This is a genomic window from Salinivibrio sp. PR6, assembly GCF_001995955.1.
Taxonomy (GTDB): Bacteria; Pseudomonadota; Gammaproteobacteria; order Enterobacterales; family Vibrionaceae; genus Salinivibrio; species Salinivibrio siamensis.
This window is the reverse complement of sequence record NZ_MUFA01000020.1, coordinates 1-16464: the sequence shown is the minus strand read 5'-3', so window position 1 is coordinate 16464 and position 16464 is coordinate 1. Positions and strand designations below refer to the sequence as shown.

Below are 16464 nucleotides of genomic sequence, written 5' to 3'. Positions count from 1 at the left end.
TGTGACGCGGGCACCATATTAGGCCATAGCAGATGTTCAAGCACGGGGTTTTTCAATCCGTCGCATCAGCGCGTTTCATTTATCAGGCGTAATATGTTAATGATAACCATTATCGTAACGTGAAAGGAAGGTATCAAAATGACAAAAACACGTATTGAAAAAGACAGTATGGGCGATGTCGAGGTGCCTGAGCAGGCGCTGTATCAGGCTCAAACACAGCGTGCGGTGAATAATTTTGCAATCAGTGATCAGACGATGCCAGCGGACTTTATTCGTGCGCTGGCGATGGTGAAGCATGGGGCGGCACAGGCAAATGAGTCGCTAGGGTTGTTAGAGAGTAAGATTGCCGGTGCCATATGTGAGAGCGCAAAAGAAATCATGGCGGGGAATCACATTGAACAGTTTCCTGTTGATGTTTTTCAAACGGGCTCTGGTACCAGTTCTAATATGAACATGAACGAGGTGCTTGCTACCTTAGCCTCCGAGAAATCCGGTGAGACGGTCAGTCCTAACGATCATGTCAATATGAGCCAAAGCAGCAATGACGCGGTACCAACGGCCATTCAGATCAGTACCACATTAGGCTGTGAGGAAAAGCTGCTACCTGCACTCGCGCATCTGCGTGATGCGTTACAGGAAAAGAAACAGTCAGTTGGCCACATCGTGAAAACGGGTCGTACCCATTTGATGGATGCCATGCCTGTTACTATCGGCCAAGAGCTAGAGGCTTGGTCTCAGCAGATCGAGCACGCGATGGTACAAATTACCCAAAGCCTGTCATCGGTACGCGCATTGGCTCAGGGTGGCACCGCGGTGGGAACCGGGATCAATGCTCATCCATTGTTTGCCGAGCGTTTTGCCGAAGCGGTAGCCGCGCTTAGCAAGACGGGTTTTACTGCCAGTGAGAACCCATTCTTTGCCATTGGTAGCCAAGATGCGTTGGTTGCGCTTCACGGCCAGCTAAAAACCACCGCCGTGGCAACCATGAAGCTAAGTAATGACTTGCGCTGGATGAACTCCGGTCCACTCGCAGGGCTCGGTGAGATCGAGCTGGAAGGGTTGCAGCCAGGCTCGTCAATTATGCCAGGCAAGGTCAACCCAGTGATCCCTGAGTCGGCGGCGATGGTATCAGCTCAGGTGATGGGCAATGACACCACAGTGACGGTGGCAGGTCAGTCAGGTAATTTTGAGCTTAACGTGATGTTACCAGTGATTGCCGCGAACGTGTTGCAAAGCATCAACTTGCTCGCTGGCGCAAGCCGACTGCTTGCTGATAAAGCGATTCGCAGCTTTAACGTGAGAGAAGATAACCTGCAAGCCGCGCTGTCTCGTAACCCTATCTTAGTGACCGCACTTAACCCCGTTGTGGGATACTTGAAAGCGGCAGAGATTGCCAAGAAAGCATACCAACAAGGCCGCCCCATTCTCGATGTCGCCGAAGAAGAGACCGAGCTGGGTCGAGAGAAGCTCTCGCAGCTGCTTGATCCAACCAAGTTGACAAAGGGCGGCATTGCGGAATAGCGTGGCTCACTCCGCCGTGTTGGGCGCTACCACCACCCGATTGCGTCCCAAGCTTTTGGCGGTATAGAGGTGATCATCGGCACGGTCAAATACTTGCTCAGGGTGGCTATCGTGTGGACGGCTTTCGGATAAGCCACAGCTGACCGTGTAGGTGAGCAACTGATTGTCAAACCGTGAGGTATTCGCCGCAATACGTTGGCGAATACGCTCGGCCACATAGTAGGCATCGTGACTGTCAGTATTGCGAAAGATAATCACAAACTCTTCCCCACCATATCGAGCCACCAAATCGGTTTGGCGAACGGCGCGTGTGATCTCAGCAGCAACATCTTGCAAGACGCGATCGCCGGCGGAGTGGCCATATGTGTCGTTAAATTGTTTGAAGTTATCGACATCAATGACCGCGACCGTATAGGTGTACTGCGTTCGCCGAGCGCGCTCGTATTCAATCGCTAATTCAGGCAATAGGCCGTAGCGATTAACGGTGCCCGTCAGTGGATCTAGGCTGGCTTTTCGTTGCCAGCTGTCTCGTGCTGCCACGGCATTTTTATACTCCATCACTTGGATGGAAATACTGATGCTGGCCAGTACGGTGGTAAAGATAAAAATAAGCAGTGCTAACACGCCGTCATAGAGGTTAGGGATCGCGAATGCGCCCATATCGAAGGGTACCATTAAGATAGACACGATGATTAAGCCACAAAGGCCAATCAGAAGCGTACGCCAATGGCCGGAGAACGCGATATAAATCAGCAACGCAAGCTCGATGTAGATTGCGCCTGGAAATATAGAAAAACTGATGAGTGTGAGTGCCATAATGGCAGTGACGTAGCCCACGTTTTGCCAACTGAGTTTTGACCAGTCGATCCCCAGCCTTTGCCAAGCGGTGTACAAGCTGACCCAAAGCAGTGTTGATGTGGTGTAAGTCATCATAAATTCAATGGTCAAGAATTGTAGTCGTCCGTGAACTAACTGATCATCGATATAAAGCGGGATGGCGACAATGGCCATCATTACTATTGCGGGGAATAGGCATCCAACGAGAACAAACCGAAAAAGGGCCCGCACTGTATCCAGGCAATGTGGATAATATTTTTGCCATAGCCATGCGGAGAGTGCCGAGGCGAGCGTTAAAAATGTACCAAAAAAAATGCCTGTCGCGAGATGGAGCGACTCGATGCGGGCGATGGCGGCTAGACCGTGGCCAAGAGAGCCGGCAAGGATAGCGGGAGTATCATCCCCATTCCCAGATGCCGGAATAATACCACCGCAAGGCCACTGGAGATATTGAGCAAGGTGACCGTGTGGACATCGAGTATCGCGGATAAATAGCGCATATCCAGCCAGACGATTGCCCCGTAAATGAAGCTCCACAACAAAATGTGGCGAGCGGAAGGTAGAGAGAGCCCCAGTAGCATGTCACCTCTGCGTCGTGCGATGCAATAGGATATAAACGTGATTGATAGCGGCAGTACGGTTAATGAATAGTATAGCAGAGCCGAGGTAGAGCTCTGCGTTTTCAGCGGGACAGGTACTTTTTAATCGAGTTTTTTCAACGCAACGGCATTCATACAAAAGCGTAAACCAGATGGTGGGGGACCATCAGGAAATACATGGCCAAGATGCGCGTCACAGGTCGCACAGGTGGTTTCAATCCGTGTCATCCCGTGACTGCCATCTTTGTGATAAGCGATAGCATTATCTTGCGCCGGTTGCGTAAACGAGGGCCAGCCTGTACCTGAATCAAACTTTTCATGCGCATCAAACAGCAAGGTGCCGCAGCATGTGCACCCATAACGCCCTGGCTCAAAGAGCGTACACATGCCTGAGCTGAACGCGCGCTCTGTGCCTTTTTGCCGGGTAACACGAAAGGCTTCTTCACTGAGTTGTGTTTGCCACTCTTGGTCTGTTTTCTCAACCCGCGACGGCGGCGCGAGATTACCGCTTTCACTTCGAGCGACGATGTCTTGCCATGTCAGCATGATGTCGTTCCTCTTATTGAACGGGCGGCTGCCCGTGCTACAAAACGCGTAGTGTTATGAATCTTATTGCTCGATGCAAGTAGTACGGTTTGTTTCTCGTGACTCGATCATGTTGATAGCGTACCAATTCCCCACTTTAACTCATCATCTTGGTCGTCTTTGACTTGGTCTCGATAACCCTCCAAGTGTTGTTCAATCAAATCGTCAGACTGTGAGAAAAAAGCAATATGAAAGATAGCATCACCTTCATTGACCACGGGCAGTGTTTGCTGCCCGATGAGGATACCGCTCTGAGGCGCGATCACTTCTACCTCTTGGCTGCCTGCTGGATCAGAAATGATACCGATTACTTGTTGCTTGGAGACCATTTCACCCAGTGCAATGTGGCTGCGGAATATGCCATCGGCGTCGGCGCGCACCCATCGGGTTGCTCTGGCTGTGACGGGTTTGTAAGGTAATTTACGCCGCGACTGACGCAGCATACCCAAGTGGCGCATTACGCGTATCACTCCCCTGACCCCTGCGTTAATTGCGTAAGGCTCAAAGCGTAGGGCTTCACCGGCCTCATAGGTGATCACCGGAATGCCAATTGCCTCTGCCTCTGCGCGTAAGGAGCCGCCCCTTAAGGCGGCGTCGACAACCACAGGGGCGGAAAATGCGGTCGCCATCGCCCCCGCTTCTGGGTTATCTAAATTGGCGCGGATTTGTGGCAGATTGGTGCGGTGGATAGCGGCGGTATGCAAATCGATCACATGGGTGCATTGGCTAATCACTTCATTAAACAGCTGATACGCCATGCGCCCGGCAATTGAGCCACGTTCAGAGCCCGGAAAGGAGCGATTCAAATCACGCCTATCCGGCAGATAGCGAGACTTGTGAATAAAGCCAAATACATTAACAACGGGAATGGCAACGATTGTTCCGCGTAGTTTTTGGGTGTCGGTTCTCGCCATAATTTGGCGAACAATTTCGATACCATTGAGCTCATCGCCATGAATGGCCGCACAGATTAACAGTGTAGGGCCCGATAGTTTGCCGTTAAGAACCTCTATACTCACGTTGAGTGGGGCGTGGGTATAAAGCTTGGCGATTTCCAGCTCTAAGCTAAGGCGATCACCTGGGTTAACGGTCTCACCCCCGATATCGATAGCATTGTTTCTTTTAGCCCTTACCACGAGTTCGCGTCCTCTTGGCATTAGCAGTCTTTTCGATGTATTCCACCACCATACCCGCGACGTCTTTCCCGGTGGCTTTTTCTATGCCCTCTAACCCCGGTGAGGAGTTGACTTCCATCACCAAAGGGCCGCGCTCGGAGCGCAGTAAATCGACCCCAGCGACATTGAGTCCCATGGCTTTAGCCGCAGCAATTGCGGTTCGACGCTCTGCCGGTGTGATCCGTACCAAGGTTGCGGAACCACCTCGGTGTAAATTGGAGCGAAACTCCCCTGGCTGGGCTTGACGTTTCATCGCGGCGATGACTTTGTCACCAATCACAAAACAGCGAATATCGGCGCCGCTGGACTCTTTAATATACTCTTGCACCAAAATGTCTGCTTTTAGGCCCATAAAGGCTTCTATCACACTTTCAGCCGCTTTTTTGGTTTCGGCGAGGACGACACCAATGCCTTGAGTGCCTTCCAGCAGTTTGACGACCACAGGGGCACTGCCGACCATCTCCAATAGGTCTCCAACATCCCCAGGCTTGCTAGCAAACCCAGTATGTGGCATGCCTATGCCTTTGCGCGACAGCAATTGCATCGAGCGCAGCTTATCTCTAGAGCGGGTGATAGCCACGGACTCATTAACGGGAAAAACCCCCATCATTTCAAACTGGCGCAGTACGGCACAGCCATAAAAGGTCACCGATGAGCCGATACGAGGGATGATGGCTTCAAACCCTTCTAGCTCTTCGCCAGCAAGATGAATTGACGGTTGTGTGGAGTTGATGCTCATGTAACAGCGCAGCGCGTCAATGATTTTATACTCATGACCACGCTGTTCGCACGCTTCAATCAGACGTCGAGTGGAATAGAGGTTTTTATTCCGGGAAAGGATACCGATTTTCATTGTGGTTAGGACTCCTATTTGCCGAGCAGGAATGAATGCATAGGATCGACAATGACGTTGCCTGTCATCGCGGTACGACCTAACAGCATACGAAAGCGCATGTTATCGCGTGCGGTGAGTGTCATCTCTATGGGATAACACAGTTCACCGGCTTTGAGTGTGGTCTGAATCACATAGCGAAGTTGCTCGTGCCCGCCAGAGTCGCGCACGACACGGCGCGCAAGCACGGGCGCTTCCGCTTGAATAACATGTTCGTCATCACCTTGGTGAGGATGGATCCAAAAACGAACCCAAGCAGCGCCTCCTTTTTCAAACTCTTCAATTTTGAAGGTATGTAAGCATGAAGTACGCGCGCCCGTGTCAATTTTGGCTTTTATACGCGCAATATCTAGGTCTGGGAGGCTAATCCATTCGCGCCAACCCACACACACTTTTTCCGTTGATTGAACCGGCATTGTTATCATTACTCGTTATTGCTCTGCCTTGCTTTTACCATAGAAGTGATAGCGGTTATTCGTGGTAAGAATCTGAAAAATCAGCGATGATATGTGATAACCATCGCACACTGGAAGCGGCACTATCATGGCATATGGGAGACTGGTTGAGAGGGACGCCCTACCGGGGCGGGTCGCTGGGTTTCTGTGCACATGATGACCGTTGAGAAGGAAATACCATGCAAACGAGTGATAGACAAGAAGTGATTGATGATTTGCTATCAAAAGTCGATCAAGGTGCGCCCGAAACGATACAAGAGATAGAGCAAGCACACGGTGTTGATAGCCTTGCTTTGTTATTAGAAGCATTACCTGTTAGCGATCGTGTGGGCTTTTGGGAGCAACTCTCTCCTTCAATACAGCTTCCTGTGTTGGCGGAGATGCGCGATGACGCAGGCGAAGCGGTTATCCGTGCCGTTGATGAGGCACAGCTACATACACTGTTCGCTGATCTCGACGCGGACACCTTGTTGGAACTGCAAGATGTGTTGACCGAACCGCTGTTAGAGGAAGCGCTCGGTCGGATGGACTCGGAGCAAAAGCAACGCTACGCCTCTGCGCAACAATATGCGGATACTCAAGTGGGCCACTGGTGTGATCATCAACCTTTGGTGGTGCCGGCTAAAACCAAGGTAAATGTGGTACTCCGTCTACTTCGACGGGTGATGCCAAAATATTGCGATCATGTCTTCGTGGTCGATAGTCGAGGCATTTGGGTGGGTGCGGTACCTATTCATAAGCTGTTCGGCGCGGACGGTATTCTCAAAATCAGTGAGCTGGTACGCGAGCAATTTCCCAGCTTAAATGCGCGTGATGATATCTATACCAGTGCCGACAAAGTCGCGAGCAGTGAAGAAATCGCGCTACCCGTATTGGATGATGGTGGCATGTTAATTGGCCGGCTTGACCTTGGTACTGCCTATGAGATGCAAGCGGAACGGGCAGAAGCGCAAATCATGGCCACGGCGGGTTTGGATGAAGATGAAGATTTATTCTCCCCGGTGATGAAAAGTGCGCGCAATCGTGCACTGTGGCTTGGCATTAACCTGATGACGGCTTTTCTGGCCTCTTGGTTTATTGGTTTGTTTGAAGCGACATTGCAACAAGTGGTCGCGCTTGCCGTATTGATGCCCGTGGTCGCCTCAATGGGTGGGATTGCCGGTAGTCAAACGCTGACGCTGATCGTGCGAGGCCTCGCGTTAGGACAAATATCTAAGGCTAACTTAAAGCCCCTTTTGAGTAAGGAATTTAAAGTGGGGCTACTCAATGGCGTGCTTTGGGCGCTTGTGATTGGTGCTATTGCGGGTTATTGGTTTGAAAGCTGGGGACTCGGTGCGGTGATTGGCGCCGCGATTGTCGCCAATATTATCAGTGCTGCACTGGCGGGGATTTTTGTACCTGTGTTATTAGGGAAGCTGAAGATTGATCCGGCTCTGTCAGGCTCAGTGATTTTAACCACGGTGACTGACATCGTCGGTTTTGTCGCTTTCTTAGGCTTAGGAACGTTGTTTTTACTGTAAGTGATTCTTAGGCGTGATGTGTTGTTACTTAGTGGATAGCGCTCGTGATAGCCACGAGCGCTTTTTTATATCAAGCCGATGTTGAAGGTGTGGCCGTTTCTGCCTCTGACCGCTCGGTTTGTTCGCTCAGTTTACCGTCTGCTGCGGGGAGCAGCTTTTCGCAATAAAGCGTCATCACATCCTCGCGAATGAGCTGCTCTAATTCGGCCGCACGCTCGGTAGGACAAAATAAGCGCACATGCACCAGTTGCTCTCCTGTCTCTGTGTGCGAGAGATAAAGATGAGGCTCTGGGCCGGGAAGATCGACACCAGCATGGCGCTCAATCACATGGTTATAACGTCGAGCAATATCCATAAAGTCTTCGCTGTGATCATCAATACGCGCCAGTAGTGCGGGAATATGGGGGTATAAATTTATATCGCCACGGATCACCAGGTGAAAATGGTGATAAACATAGCGCTTCATAAAGTTCAGGTTTTTCACAGTGGTAGAGAAAAACAAGCTGTTCGGTAATGTCGCGGTTTTTCCGGTGTAGCAATAGTGCCCATGATGGGTATCAATTTCTTGAATTTTGGTCGCCATCAAATTGTGCTCGATCACTTCGCCACGAGAGTTACCGACCTCAATCCAATCCCCGATACGAAATGATCGTGAACTGGCGCGCTGAATAGAACCGGTAAAGCACAGGATAATTTCTTTGGAAGCCACTACCACCGCGACCGCAATGGCTGTGAGCGAGAGAGCGAACTCACTAATTTCTGTGTTCCAAAACAAGAACAAAAACAGTAAAAGCAGACTAAATGCACCATTTTTAGTGCGAGATATCCACTTACGTTGATCTTCGCTGAGAAAGTTACTATCACCGCGAATATGACGCAAAATCAGGCGACGGATCACGCTAACAAAGACGATAACACCAATGGTGGTCAATAGTTTGTTTTCGACCAACAGTTGGGCGATGTTTTTCAACTCAGATAACAAAATCGCTCCCGTAATGCTTCTGGCAAGTTTTGGCGCTATTCTGCCCCTTTGTTAGGCAAAATAAAACGTAAACTTGCGACTATCACGCATAAGGTGCGCGTTAGGCATGGGTTAGTCTGTCATCAGTTTGCTTTGTTGGATCATGGCATCAATCACAGAAGCACTTAGCTCTTGGCTGCTCAGGCCACTCATATCAATTTCGTATGCACTAGCCATGTCTGCCACACTGAGGTTTTCAAACACCACGTGCTGGTCGATTTGATTATCGCCCGCCGAGGCGATGTACAAGGTGGCTTCACCTTGGTCGTTGTCCTCAAGGGTTAGGTAGTCTTCTAGATTCGCACCGTCTTGGTCTTCATCAATCAGAAGCTCGGAGAGATCTAGTGTGTCCTTTTGCACATCAAAGTCAGTAATACGATCAACCGCCTCAGCGCCGATAGACCCTTGATCACCGCTCAAAAAGGCGAAAGTGTCCGACCCAAGCCCCCCTGTCAACGTGTCGTCACCTTGGCCGCCAATCAGCAAATCATCGCCAAGGCCGCCATCAAGCGTATCATCGCCGTGGTTCCCGAGTAAGCTATCATCTCCTTCGTTACCGATCAGGGTGTCGTCACCTGTACCGGCCGCGAGAATTTCACTTTGATAGTTACCTTCTAGCGTTTGGTCATCAATGGCAATAATATCAACCAGTGCACTGTCCATATAACTGCCGTTAGAGGTAGTGTACTCAAATTGATGCTCAGGCTCTGGTAACACCGCATTCGAGCTATCCAAAGTCAGGTAAATCTCGTAGCTTTCGGTGTCATTAGATCCATTGTTGGAAACGATCTCAAAGTAGTAAGTGCCCTGCTGACCGGCCGTAAAACTATTACTGCCAGAGTCGGGATTGAGGGTGTCCAAAAGCTGTTGGTTTTGGTCATAGACTCTCACGCTTAGATCATTGAACCAATGGTCATCATCAAAGAGTAAGGTTTCGTTCTGGTAAAGATCCATTTTCGTCATATCACTATCAATGCCGTTCTGGACCGTCCCCGTCAGGGCAGCATTGGCACCATAGTTACCAGCATCAATGTGTGTCCACACCTCCTGTGTCATGGTGCCGAATTTACCGCGGTCTAGGCTCTGTGCCTGAGCAAAGGAACTGGCGAAATCGCCCAGTTCGGATTCAGCAATAAACTCGGAATCGTTACCGATGGGATCAAGGAAGCTTTGCGTATTCATCGCACTATCGGGCGTGAAAGTGACGTCATCTGTGCCCGTTACCGACCCTTGTATCGCATTACTGGTGGCCGTGATCGTACTGTCCATCGAAGGAATATCGTTATGCGTTAAGGCCAAACCGGGAATGACGATCGGACTACCATCATGAATATTGGTGATTACAATATCGTGATTGGCATCTAGCCGTGCCTCGTAGTAGAGGTTAATGGCGACATTGACCTCACTGGTATCGCCATCGTTGTCGGTAAGCGTCAGCGCAATTTGCTCTTGCTCGTTGAGAATATTTCTGTCGACCGCAACGCGGTAGTCGTATTCGCCGGTATCAAAATTGATGGTGAGGATACCGCCTTTTGCGGTTTCAAAGGTCTGCTGCGCGCTGTCAGTCGCCGGGTCATAGTTGTACGTTTGTCCATCCAAGGTGAGTGTAGAAATATAGCCATCGTCGGCGCCGAACAAAGAGACAGTATTGCCGTCATCATCCGTCAGCACGAGACCGCCTGACACTTGTCCACTCTCAATGGTTTGTAGCAGTGAGTAGGCGAGCTCATTTTCATCGGTGACCAGCAACACATTGTCACTGGTATTGCCTGAACTGCTTGCCGCAATCGGTGTCAGTGGCGATGTCGTAATGCCATCCCCGACCCCGACACTGAAGGACTCGTCAATACCTTGCGTACTGACATAAGTTTGCCATGCGCTTTGCAGGCTGGTGTTACTTTCAAAGTCATCATTGGGCATCCCGTCCGAGATAAAATACGAGATAGTCTTATCTGCGCTGATCCCTGATGTATCAATATTATTGATGATCTCATTGAGCGCGTTATCGTACCGGGTCGCGCCACCTGCGTATAAGCCCTCAATGGCATCCAACGCGCTGGCGGCGTCATTAAGAAGCCAGCCTGATGAACTCGCCGTATCCGAGAACGACACAATTTGGATATTAAGATCCCCGAGTCTGTCGTATTCCTCAATCATCGATTTTAGCGCGGCTTTAGTGACTTCCATCCGAGTGGGTGAATCCGGATCGCTTGGGTCAACCGGATCGGACATACTGCCGGACAGATCAATGGTGAGAATAAGGTTAAACGTCGAGCTACTCTCCGCCGTCGCGTACAAGGCACTTTCGATGTTGTCTGAGGTCGGCGTGTCATCTTGCACATTGACCGTTAATGTCGATGAGCGATACGCCGTAGACGCCGTCGGATCATAGGTGGTGTAGGTGAAGGCTTCGCTCACGTTATCACCGCTGGTGGCATTATTGAGCGTATAGGTGTAGTCACCCGCGCGATAACCTTGGGTGTTGTCTTGGTTATAAACAGTCAGAGTGCCACTGGCAGTGGTGAGGGTTAAAACCCCATCACTGCCAAAGCTTTGCCCATTAATTTGATGCAGGCTGACATTAACGCCAATCCCCGTATCATTATCCAACAGGTTACCTTGGGTGGTTTGACTATTATCGTCGCTCACTAACCCTTGCTCGCTGACTGAAGCGATATCGGCGTTTAACTGGGTATTGTTGTCATGACCGAGTGTGAGCTGCGCCTGACTCGTATCCCCATCGCTGTCGGTGAGGGTATAGGTGAATACCTCATCGTCCAGCGTGCTGGCATCCGTCGTTGACGCGACCGATGATTGATACAGATAGCTGCCGTCGGATTGAATGGTTAATTGCCCTTGCGATGTGGCAATCACAGTACTGCCGTTGACTGCATACGTGGTGCCATTGAAGCTAACCGCGGTCACTGTGGTGGTATCCGCCCCGAGGTTATCGGCACCGGCGCCGGCAGTGATCACGTTCCCACCTGTCGAGGCGCCAGAGGCTACGCTATCACTATCATCATGGGCTACCGGCGCAGAGTCGCTCACATCGAAGGTCACGGTTGTCCACTCTTCATTCTCGCTACTTTGGTAGGAGAAACTGTCATAGACGTGACCGCCGCCTGCATGATTCACTGCCGGTGCAGTGTAGGTAAAGCTACCGTCTGCGTTGACAGTAACACTGCCACCCAATGCGGTGGCGATGGTGGCAGGGCCGATCACAATTTCACTGTTACCACTTTCTCCTTGGCTGGCATTGGTGGCAACGCGGGTGACAGAGGCCTGTGTGTCTGTATCGTTGCTGATCAGTCCGTCGACACTAGCAATGCTGGTGGCTTGTCCTTCGGTCTGTGCAAAGCTGTCATTTTCTAGATTCAGAGTGGCCGTGGTTGATGCCTGATCCGTGCCGTCGGTACTGATAGCCGTAATCGATAGCGTGACACCCGTAATATCGGCAGGAGAGGCGAGATTAAGACCACTCAGTTGCGCGTCCGTGAGTAGCCAATCGCCGGTGCTTGCCTCTTTTGTCCCCGCTGATAATACTGCATCATCCGGTAAGCCGCTGATTCGGTAAGTAAGTGTTTCGCCCGATTCATTGGCGGTGCCGGAGATTGTTAAAGGCGAAAGAATCGCACGTGACCCGCCTGCGCCAGGGTCAGTGGCGGAGATTTGTCCCGTGTCATCGATATAAGTCAGTGATTGATCGCCACGGCTGACTGTGAGGGTGGGGGCGGTAGCAACCCCTTCGACGTTGAAGGTGACATCGTGGGTCAGGCTCGCATTTTGGGTATCGGTGGCGCGGAAGCTTACTGTCTCTGTCCCACTCCAATCGGCGACCGAAGAAATGGTCGCGACTCCATTCGCATCAATAGAGACAGAAACTCCACTGGGCACATTTGCCACATCGAAACTCAAGGTATCGTCACTGTCGATATCGGAAAACACCGTATTGAGATCAATGGTGTAGCTAACAAAATCTTCTTGCAGAGTTTGTGTTGAAACGGCTTGAGCCAAGGTGGGGGCGTCATTGGTCCCCGTAATGGTGATCACAATATCTTGCTGTGTGTTATCGCTTGCAGTGAGCGTGATAGTGTCCGTCACTTGATCACCGGCATCTAAATCCTGCACGGCAGACTGATCAAGCGTGTAAGTCCAATTGCCGTTCACCAGCTCTAGCGAGCCATAGTTGCCTGCCTGTGTAACATCGGCAAAGGTTGGGTTATCGTCACTATCGACATCGCTGATCGCGATGGTGCCCGTCGCAGTCACCGCGGCATCGCCCACGTCACCTTCAGTCACTGAGTCAACAAAGCTACCGGTGACTTCAGGTAAGTCGTCGGTGCCGGTAATGGTGATGACGATATCTTGTTGCGTGTTATCGCTTGCGGTGAGGGTGATGGTATCCGTCACTTGATCACCGGCATCTAAATCCTGCACTGAGCTCTGATCGAGGGTGTAGGTCCAAGCGCCATCTACTAGCTCCAACGAGCCGTAAGTGCCTGCCTGTGTGACGTCGGCAAACGTCGGATTGTCATCGCCATCGACATCACTGATCGCGATGGTGCCGGTGGCAGTGACCGCATCGCCTTCGTCACCTTCGGTCACTGAACCAGTAAAGCTTCCAGTGACTTCAGGTGCATCGTCCGTCCCCTTAATGGTGATGACGATATCTTGTTGCGTGTTATCGCTTGCGGTGAGGGTGATGGTGTCCGTCACTTGATCACCGGCGTCTAAATCCTGCACGGCAGACTGATCGAGGGTGTAAGTCCAATTGCCGTTGACCAGGTCGAGTGAGCCATAGGTGCCTGCCTGTGTGACGTCAGCAAACGTCGGATTGTCGTCGCTATCCACATCACTGATCGCAATGGTACCCGTGGCAGTGACAGGGGCATCGCCCACGTTGCCTTCGGTGACTGAGCCAACAAAGCTACCGCTTACTTCAGGGGCATCGTTCGTCCCCGTAATCGTGATAACAATATCTTGCTGTGTGTTATCGCTTGCGGTGAGCGTGATAGTGTCGGTCACCTCATCACCGGCATCTAAATCCTGCACGGCAGACTGATCGAGGGTGTAGGTCCAAGCACCATCTACTAGCTCCAACGAGCCGTAAGTGCCTGCCTGAGTGACGTCAGCAAACGTCGGATTGTCATCGCCATCGACATCACTGATCGCAATGGTGCCGGTGGCAGTGACCGCATCGCCTTCGTTGCCTTCGGTGACTGAGCCGGTAAAGTTACCGGTGACTTCAGGTAAGTCGTCGGTGCCGGTAATGGTGATGACAATATCTTGTTGCGTGTTATCGCTTGCGGTGAGCGTGATAGTGTCTGTCACCTCATCACCGGCATCCAAGTTTTGTACGGCAGACTGATCGAGGGTGTAAGTCCAATTGCCGTTGACCAGGTCGAGTGAACCGTAAGTGCCGCTCTCTGTGGTATCGGCAAAGGTTGGCGCGTCGTCACTATCGACATCACTGATCGCGATGGTGCCGGTGGCAGTTACTGCGGTATCGCCCACGTCATCTTCAGTCACTGAGCCGGTAAAGCTACCGGTGACTTCAGGTAAGTCGTCGGTGCCGGTAATGGTGATGACGATATCTTGTTGCGTGTTATCGCTTGCAGTGAGGGTGATGGTGTCGGTCACTTGATCACCGGCATCTAAATCCTGCACTGAGCTTTGATTGAGCGTGTAAGTCCAATTACCGTTCACCAGCTCTAGCGAACCGTAAGTGCCGCTCTCTGTGGTATCGGCAAAGGTTGGCGCGTCGTCACTATCGACATCACTGATCGCAATGGTGCCACTTGCAGTGACCGCGGCATCGCCCACGTTGCCTTCGGTGACTGAACCTACAAACTCACCACTCACTTCTGGCGCATCGTCGGTCCCCGTAATCGTGATGACAATATCTTGTTGTGTGTTATCGCTTGCGGTGAGGGTGATGGTGTCCGTCACTTGATCACCGGCATCTAAATCCTGCACGGCAGATTGATCGAGGGTGTAGGTCCAGTTCTCACCGACTAGCTCCAACGAGCCGTAAGTGCCTGCCTGTGTGACGTCGGCAAAGGTTGGCGCGTCGTCACTATCGACATCACTGATCGCGATGGTGCCCGTGGCAGTTACTGCGGTATCGCCCACGTCACCTTCGGTGACTGAGCCGGTAAAGCTACCGGTGACTTCAGGTAAGTCGTCGGTGCCGGTAATGGTGATAACAATATCTTGTTGCGTGTTATCGCTTGCGGTGAGGGTGATAGTGTCTGTCACCTCATCACCGGCATCTAAATCCTGCACGGCAGATTGATCGAGGGTGTAAGTCCAATTACCGTTCACCAGCTCTAGCGAACCGTAAGTGCCGCTCTCTGTGGTATCGGCAAAGGTCGGGTTATCGTCACTATCAACATCACTGATCGCGATGGTTCCCGTGGCAGTGGCCGCATCGCCTTCGTTGCCTTCGGTGACTGAGCCAACAAACTCACCACTCACTTCTGGCGCATCGTCGGTCCCCGTAATCGTGATGACAATATCTTGTTGTGTGTTATCGCTTGCGGTGAGGGTGATGGTGTCTGTCACCTGATCACCGCCATCTAAATCCTGCACGGCAGACTGATCGAGGGTGTAGGTCCAGTTGCCGTTAACTAGGTCTAGCGAGCCATAAGTCCCCGCTTCAGTGGTATCGGCAAAGGCCGGTGTATCGTCGCCGTCGACATCACTGATCGCAATGGTACCGGTGGCAGTGACCGCATCGCCTTCGTTGCCTTCGGTGACTGAGCCGGTAAAGTTACCGGTGACTTCAGGTACCATAAGTCCCCGCTTCAGTGGTATCGGCAAAGGCCGGTGTATCGTCGCCGTCGACATCACTGATCGCAATGGTACCGGTGGCAGTGACCGCATCGCCTTCGTTGCCTTCGGTGACTGAGCCGGTAAAGTTACCGGTGACTTCAGGTAAGTCGTCGGTGCCGGTAATGGTGATAACAATATCTTGCTGTGTGTTATCGCTTGCAGTGAGGGTGATGGTGTCTGTCACCTCATCACCGGCATCTAAATCCTGCACGGCAGATTGATCGAGGGTGTAGGTCCAAGCACCATCTACTAGCTCCAGAGAGCCGTAAGTGCCAGCCTGTGTAACATCGGCAAAGGTTGGCGCGTCGTCACTATCGACATCACTGATCGCGATGGTGCCGGTGGCAGTTACTGCGGTATCGCCCACGTCACCTTCAGTCACTGATCCAACAAAGCTACCGGTGACTTCAGGTAAGTCGTCGGTGCCCGTAATGGTGATGACGATATCTTGTTGTGTGTTATCGCTTGCAGTGAGGGTGATGGTATCCGTCACTTGATCGCCGGCATCTAAATCCTGAACCGAGCTTTGATTGAGCGTGTAAGTCCAATTACCGTTCACCAGCTCTAGCGAACCGTAAGTGCCAGCCTGTGTAACATCGGCAAAGGTTGGCGCGTCGTCACTATCAACATCACTGATCGCAAGGGTACCGGTTGCAGTGGCCGCATCGCCCACGTTGCCTTCGGTCACTGAACCATTAAAGCTACCGGTGACTTCAGGTAAGTCGTCGGTGCCGGTAATGGTGATGACAATATCTTGTTGCGTGTTATCGCTTGCGGTGAGCGTGATAGTGTCTGTCACCTCATCACCGGCATCCAAGTTCTGCACCGCAGACTGATCGAGGGTGTAGGTCCAGTTGCCGTTAACTAGGTCTAGCGAGCCATAAGTCCCCGCTTCAGTGGTATCGGCAAAGGCCGGTGTATCGTCGCCGTCGACATCACTGATCGCAATGGTACCGGTGGCAGTGACCGCATCGCCTTCGTTGCCTTCGGTGACTGAGCCGGTAAAGTTACCGGTGACTTCAGGT

General features: G+C 51.6%; 11 protein-coding genes. 2 read left to right on the top strand and 9 right to left on the bottom strand.

The genetic code is table 11. From position 1 onward, the window contains the following. Positions 1-138 precede the first annotated feature (138 nt). Positions 139-1521, top strand: coding sequence for a class II fumarate hydratase (locus BZG72_RS13575; RefSeq protein WP_077667029.1), 1383 nt, complete (start codon positions 139-141; stop codon positions 1519-1521). Positions 1522-1527: 6 nt separating this feature from the next. On the opposite strand, the gene BZG72_RS13570 is transcribed toward BZG72_RS13575, so the two are convergent. The 6 genes from BZG72_RS13570 to BZG72_RS13550 all read right to left on the bottom strand — a co-directional run bounded on the left by BZG72_RS13570 (position 1528) and on the right by BZG72_RS13550 (position 6025). Further along, the gene (locus tag BZG72_RS13570) at positions 1528-2535 is read right to left on the bottom strand and encodes a GGDEF domain-containing protein (RefSeq protein WP_077667028.1); all 1008 of its coding nucleotides are present in this window, start codon (positions 2533-2535) and stop codon (positions 1528-1530) included. 179 nt (positions 2536-2714) lie between these two features. Then, complete coding sequence (locus BZG72_RS16210; RefSeq protein ID WP_131828036.1) at positions 2715-2939, bottom strand: hypothetical protein; 225 nt, start codon at positions 2937-2939, stop codon at positions 2715-2717. A 120-nt stretch (positions 2940-3059) separates the two neighbouring features. Continuing rightward, positions 3060-3503 (bottom strand): peptide-methionine (R)-S-oxide reductase MsrB, encoded by a 444-nt coding sequence (gene msrB, locus BZG72_RS13565; RefSeq protein WP_046075494.1) that lies wholly within the window; start codon positions 3501-3503, stop codon positions 3060-3062. A gap of 107 nt (positions 3504-3610) precedes the next feature. Then, positions 3611-4699 (bottom strand): succinylglutamate desuccinylase/aspartoacylase family protein, encoded by a 1089-nt coding sequence (locus BZG72_RS13560; RefSeq protein ID WP_046075493.1) that lies wholly within the window; start codon positions 4697-4699, stop codon positions 3611-3613. Further along, positions 4665-5570: a 30S ribosomal protein S6--L-glutamate ligase gene (gene rimK / locus BZG72_RS13555; protein WP_046075492.1), complete on the bottom strand. Its 906-nt coding sequence runs from the start codon at positions 5568-5570 to the stop codon at positions 4665-4667. The genes BZG72_RS13560 and rimK overlap by 35 nt, the downstream gene beginning before the upstream one ends. A gap of 14 nt (positions 5571-5584) precedes the next feature. Further along, positions 5585-6025 carry an ATP-dependent zinc protease family protein gene (locus tag BZG72_RS13550; protein WP_046075491.1) on the bottom strand — a complete coding sequence of 147 codons (441 nt, stop codon included), beginning with the start codon at positions 6023-6025 and terminating at the stop codon, positions 5585-5587. Between the two features lie 218 nt (positions 6026-6243). Here BZG72_RS13550 and BZG72_RS13545 point away from each other — a divergent pair, with 218 nt between their 5' ends. Beyond that, positions 6244-7584, top strand: coding sequence for a magnesium transporter (locus tag BZG72_RS13545; protein WP_046075490.1), 1341 nt, complete (start codon positions 6244-6246; stop codon positions 7582-7584). Positions 7585-7654: 70 nt separating this feature from the next. Here BZG72_RS13545 and BZG72_RS13540 read toward each other — a convergent pair whose 3' ends face one another. The 3 genes from BZG72_RS13540 to BZG72_RS13530 all read right to left on the bottom strand — a co-directional run. Next, positions 7655-8566: a mechanosensitive ion channel family protein gene (locus tag BZG72_RS13540; protein WP_235606061.1), complete on the bottom strand. Its 912-nt coding sequence runs from the start codon at positions 8564-8566 to the stop codon at positions 7655-7657. A 111-nt stretch (positions 8567-8677) separates the two neighbouring features. Beyond that, positions 8678-15400 (bottom strand): VCBS domain-containing protein, encoded by a 6723-nt coding sequence (locus BZG72_RS13535; protein ID WP_241832556.1) that lies wholly within the window; start codon positions 15398-15400, stop codon positions 8678-8680. Next, the coding region (locus tag BZG72_RS13530) for a VCBS domain-containing protein (protein ID WP_241832555.1) at positions 15390-16464 on the bottom strand (1075 nt) is incomplete at its 5' end. The genes BZG72_RS13530 and BZG72_RS13535, both read right to left, overlap by 11 nt.

Excerpts from the sequence above, each read along its gene's own strand:
- BZG72_RS13575 (WP_077667029.1), top strand. The coding sequence starts at position 139 with ATGACAAAAACACGTATTGAAAAAGACAGTATGGGCGATGTCGAGGTG.
- BZG72_RS13570 (WP_077667028.1), bottom strand. The coding sequence starts at position 2,535 with ATGATGGCCATTGTCGCCATCCCGCTTTATATCGATGATCAGTTAGTT.
- BZG72_RS16210 (WP_131828036.1), bottom strand. The coding sequence starts at position 2,939 with ATGCTACTGGGGCTCTCTCTACCTTCCGCTCGCCACATTTTGTTGTGG.
- msrB (WP_046075494.1), bottom strand. The coding sequence starts at position 3,503 with ATGCTGACATGGCAAGACATCGTCGCTCGAAGTGAAAGCGGTAATCTC.
- BZG72_RS13560 (WP_046075493.1), bottom strand. The coding sequence starts at position 4,699 with ATGCCAAGAGGACGCGAACTCGTGGTAAGGGCTAAAAGAAACAATGCT.
- rimK (WP_046075492.1), bottom strand. The coding sequence starts at position 5,570 with ATGAAAATCGGTATCCTTTCCCGGAATAAAAACCTCTATTCCACTCGA.
- BZG72_RS13550 (WP_046075491.1), bottom strand. The coding sequence starts at position 6,025 with ATGCCGGTTCAATCAACGGAAAAAGTGTGTGTGGGTTGGCGCGAATGG.
- BZG72_RS13545 (WP_046075490.1), top strand. The coding sequence starts at position 6,244 with ATGCAAACGAGTGATAGACAAGAAGTGATTGATGATTTGCTATCAAAA.
- BZG72_RS13535 (WP_241832556.1), bottom strand. The coding sequence starts at position 15,400 with ATGGTACCTGAAGTCACCGGTAACTTTACCGGCTCAGTCACCGAAGGC.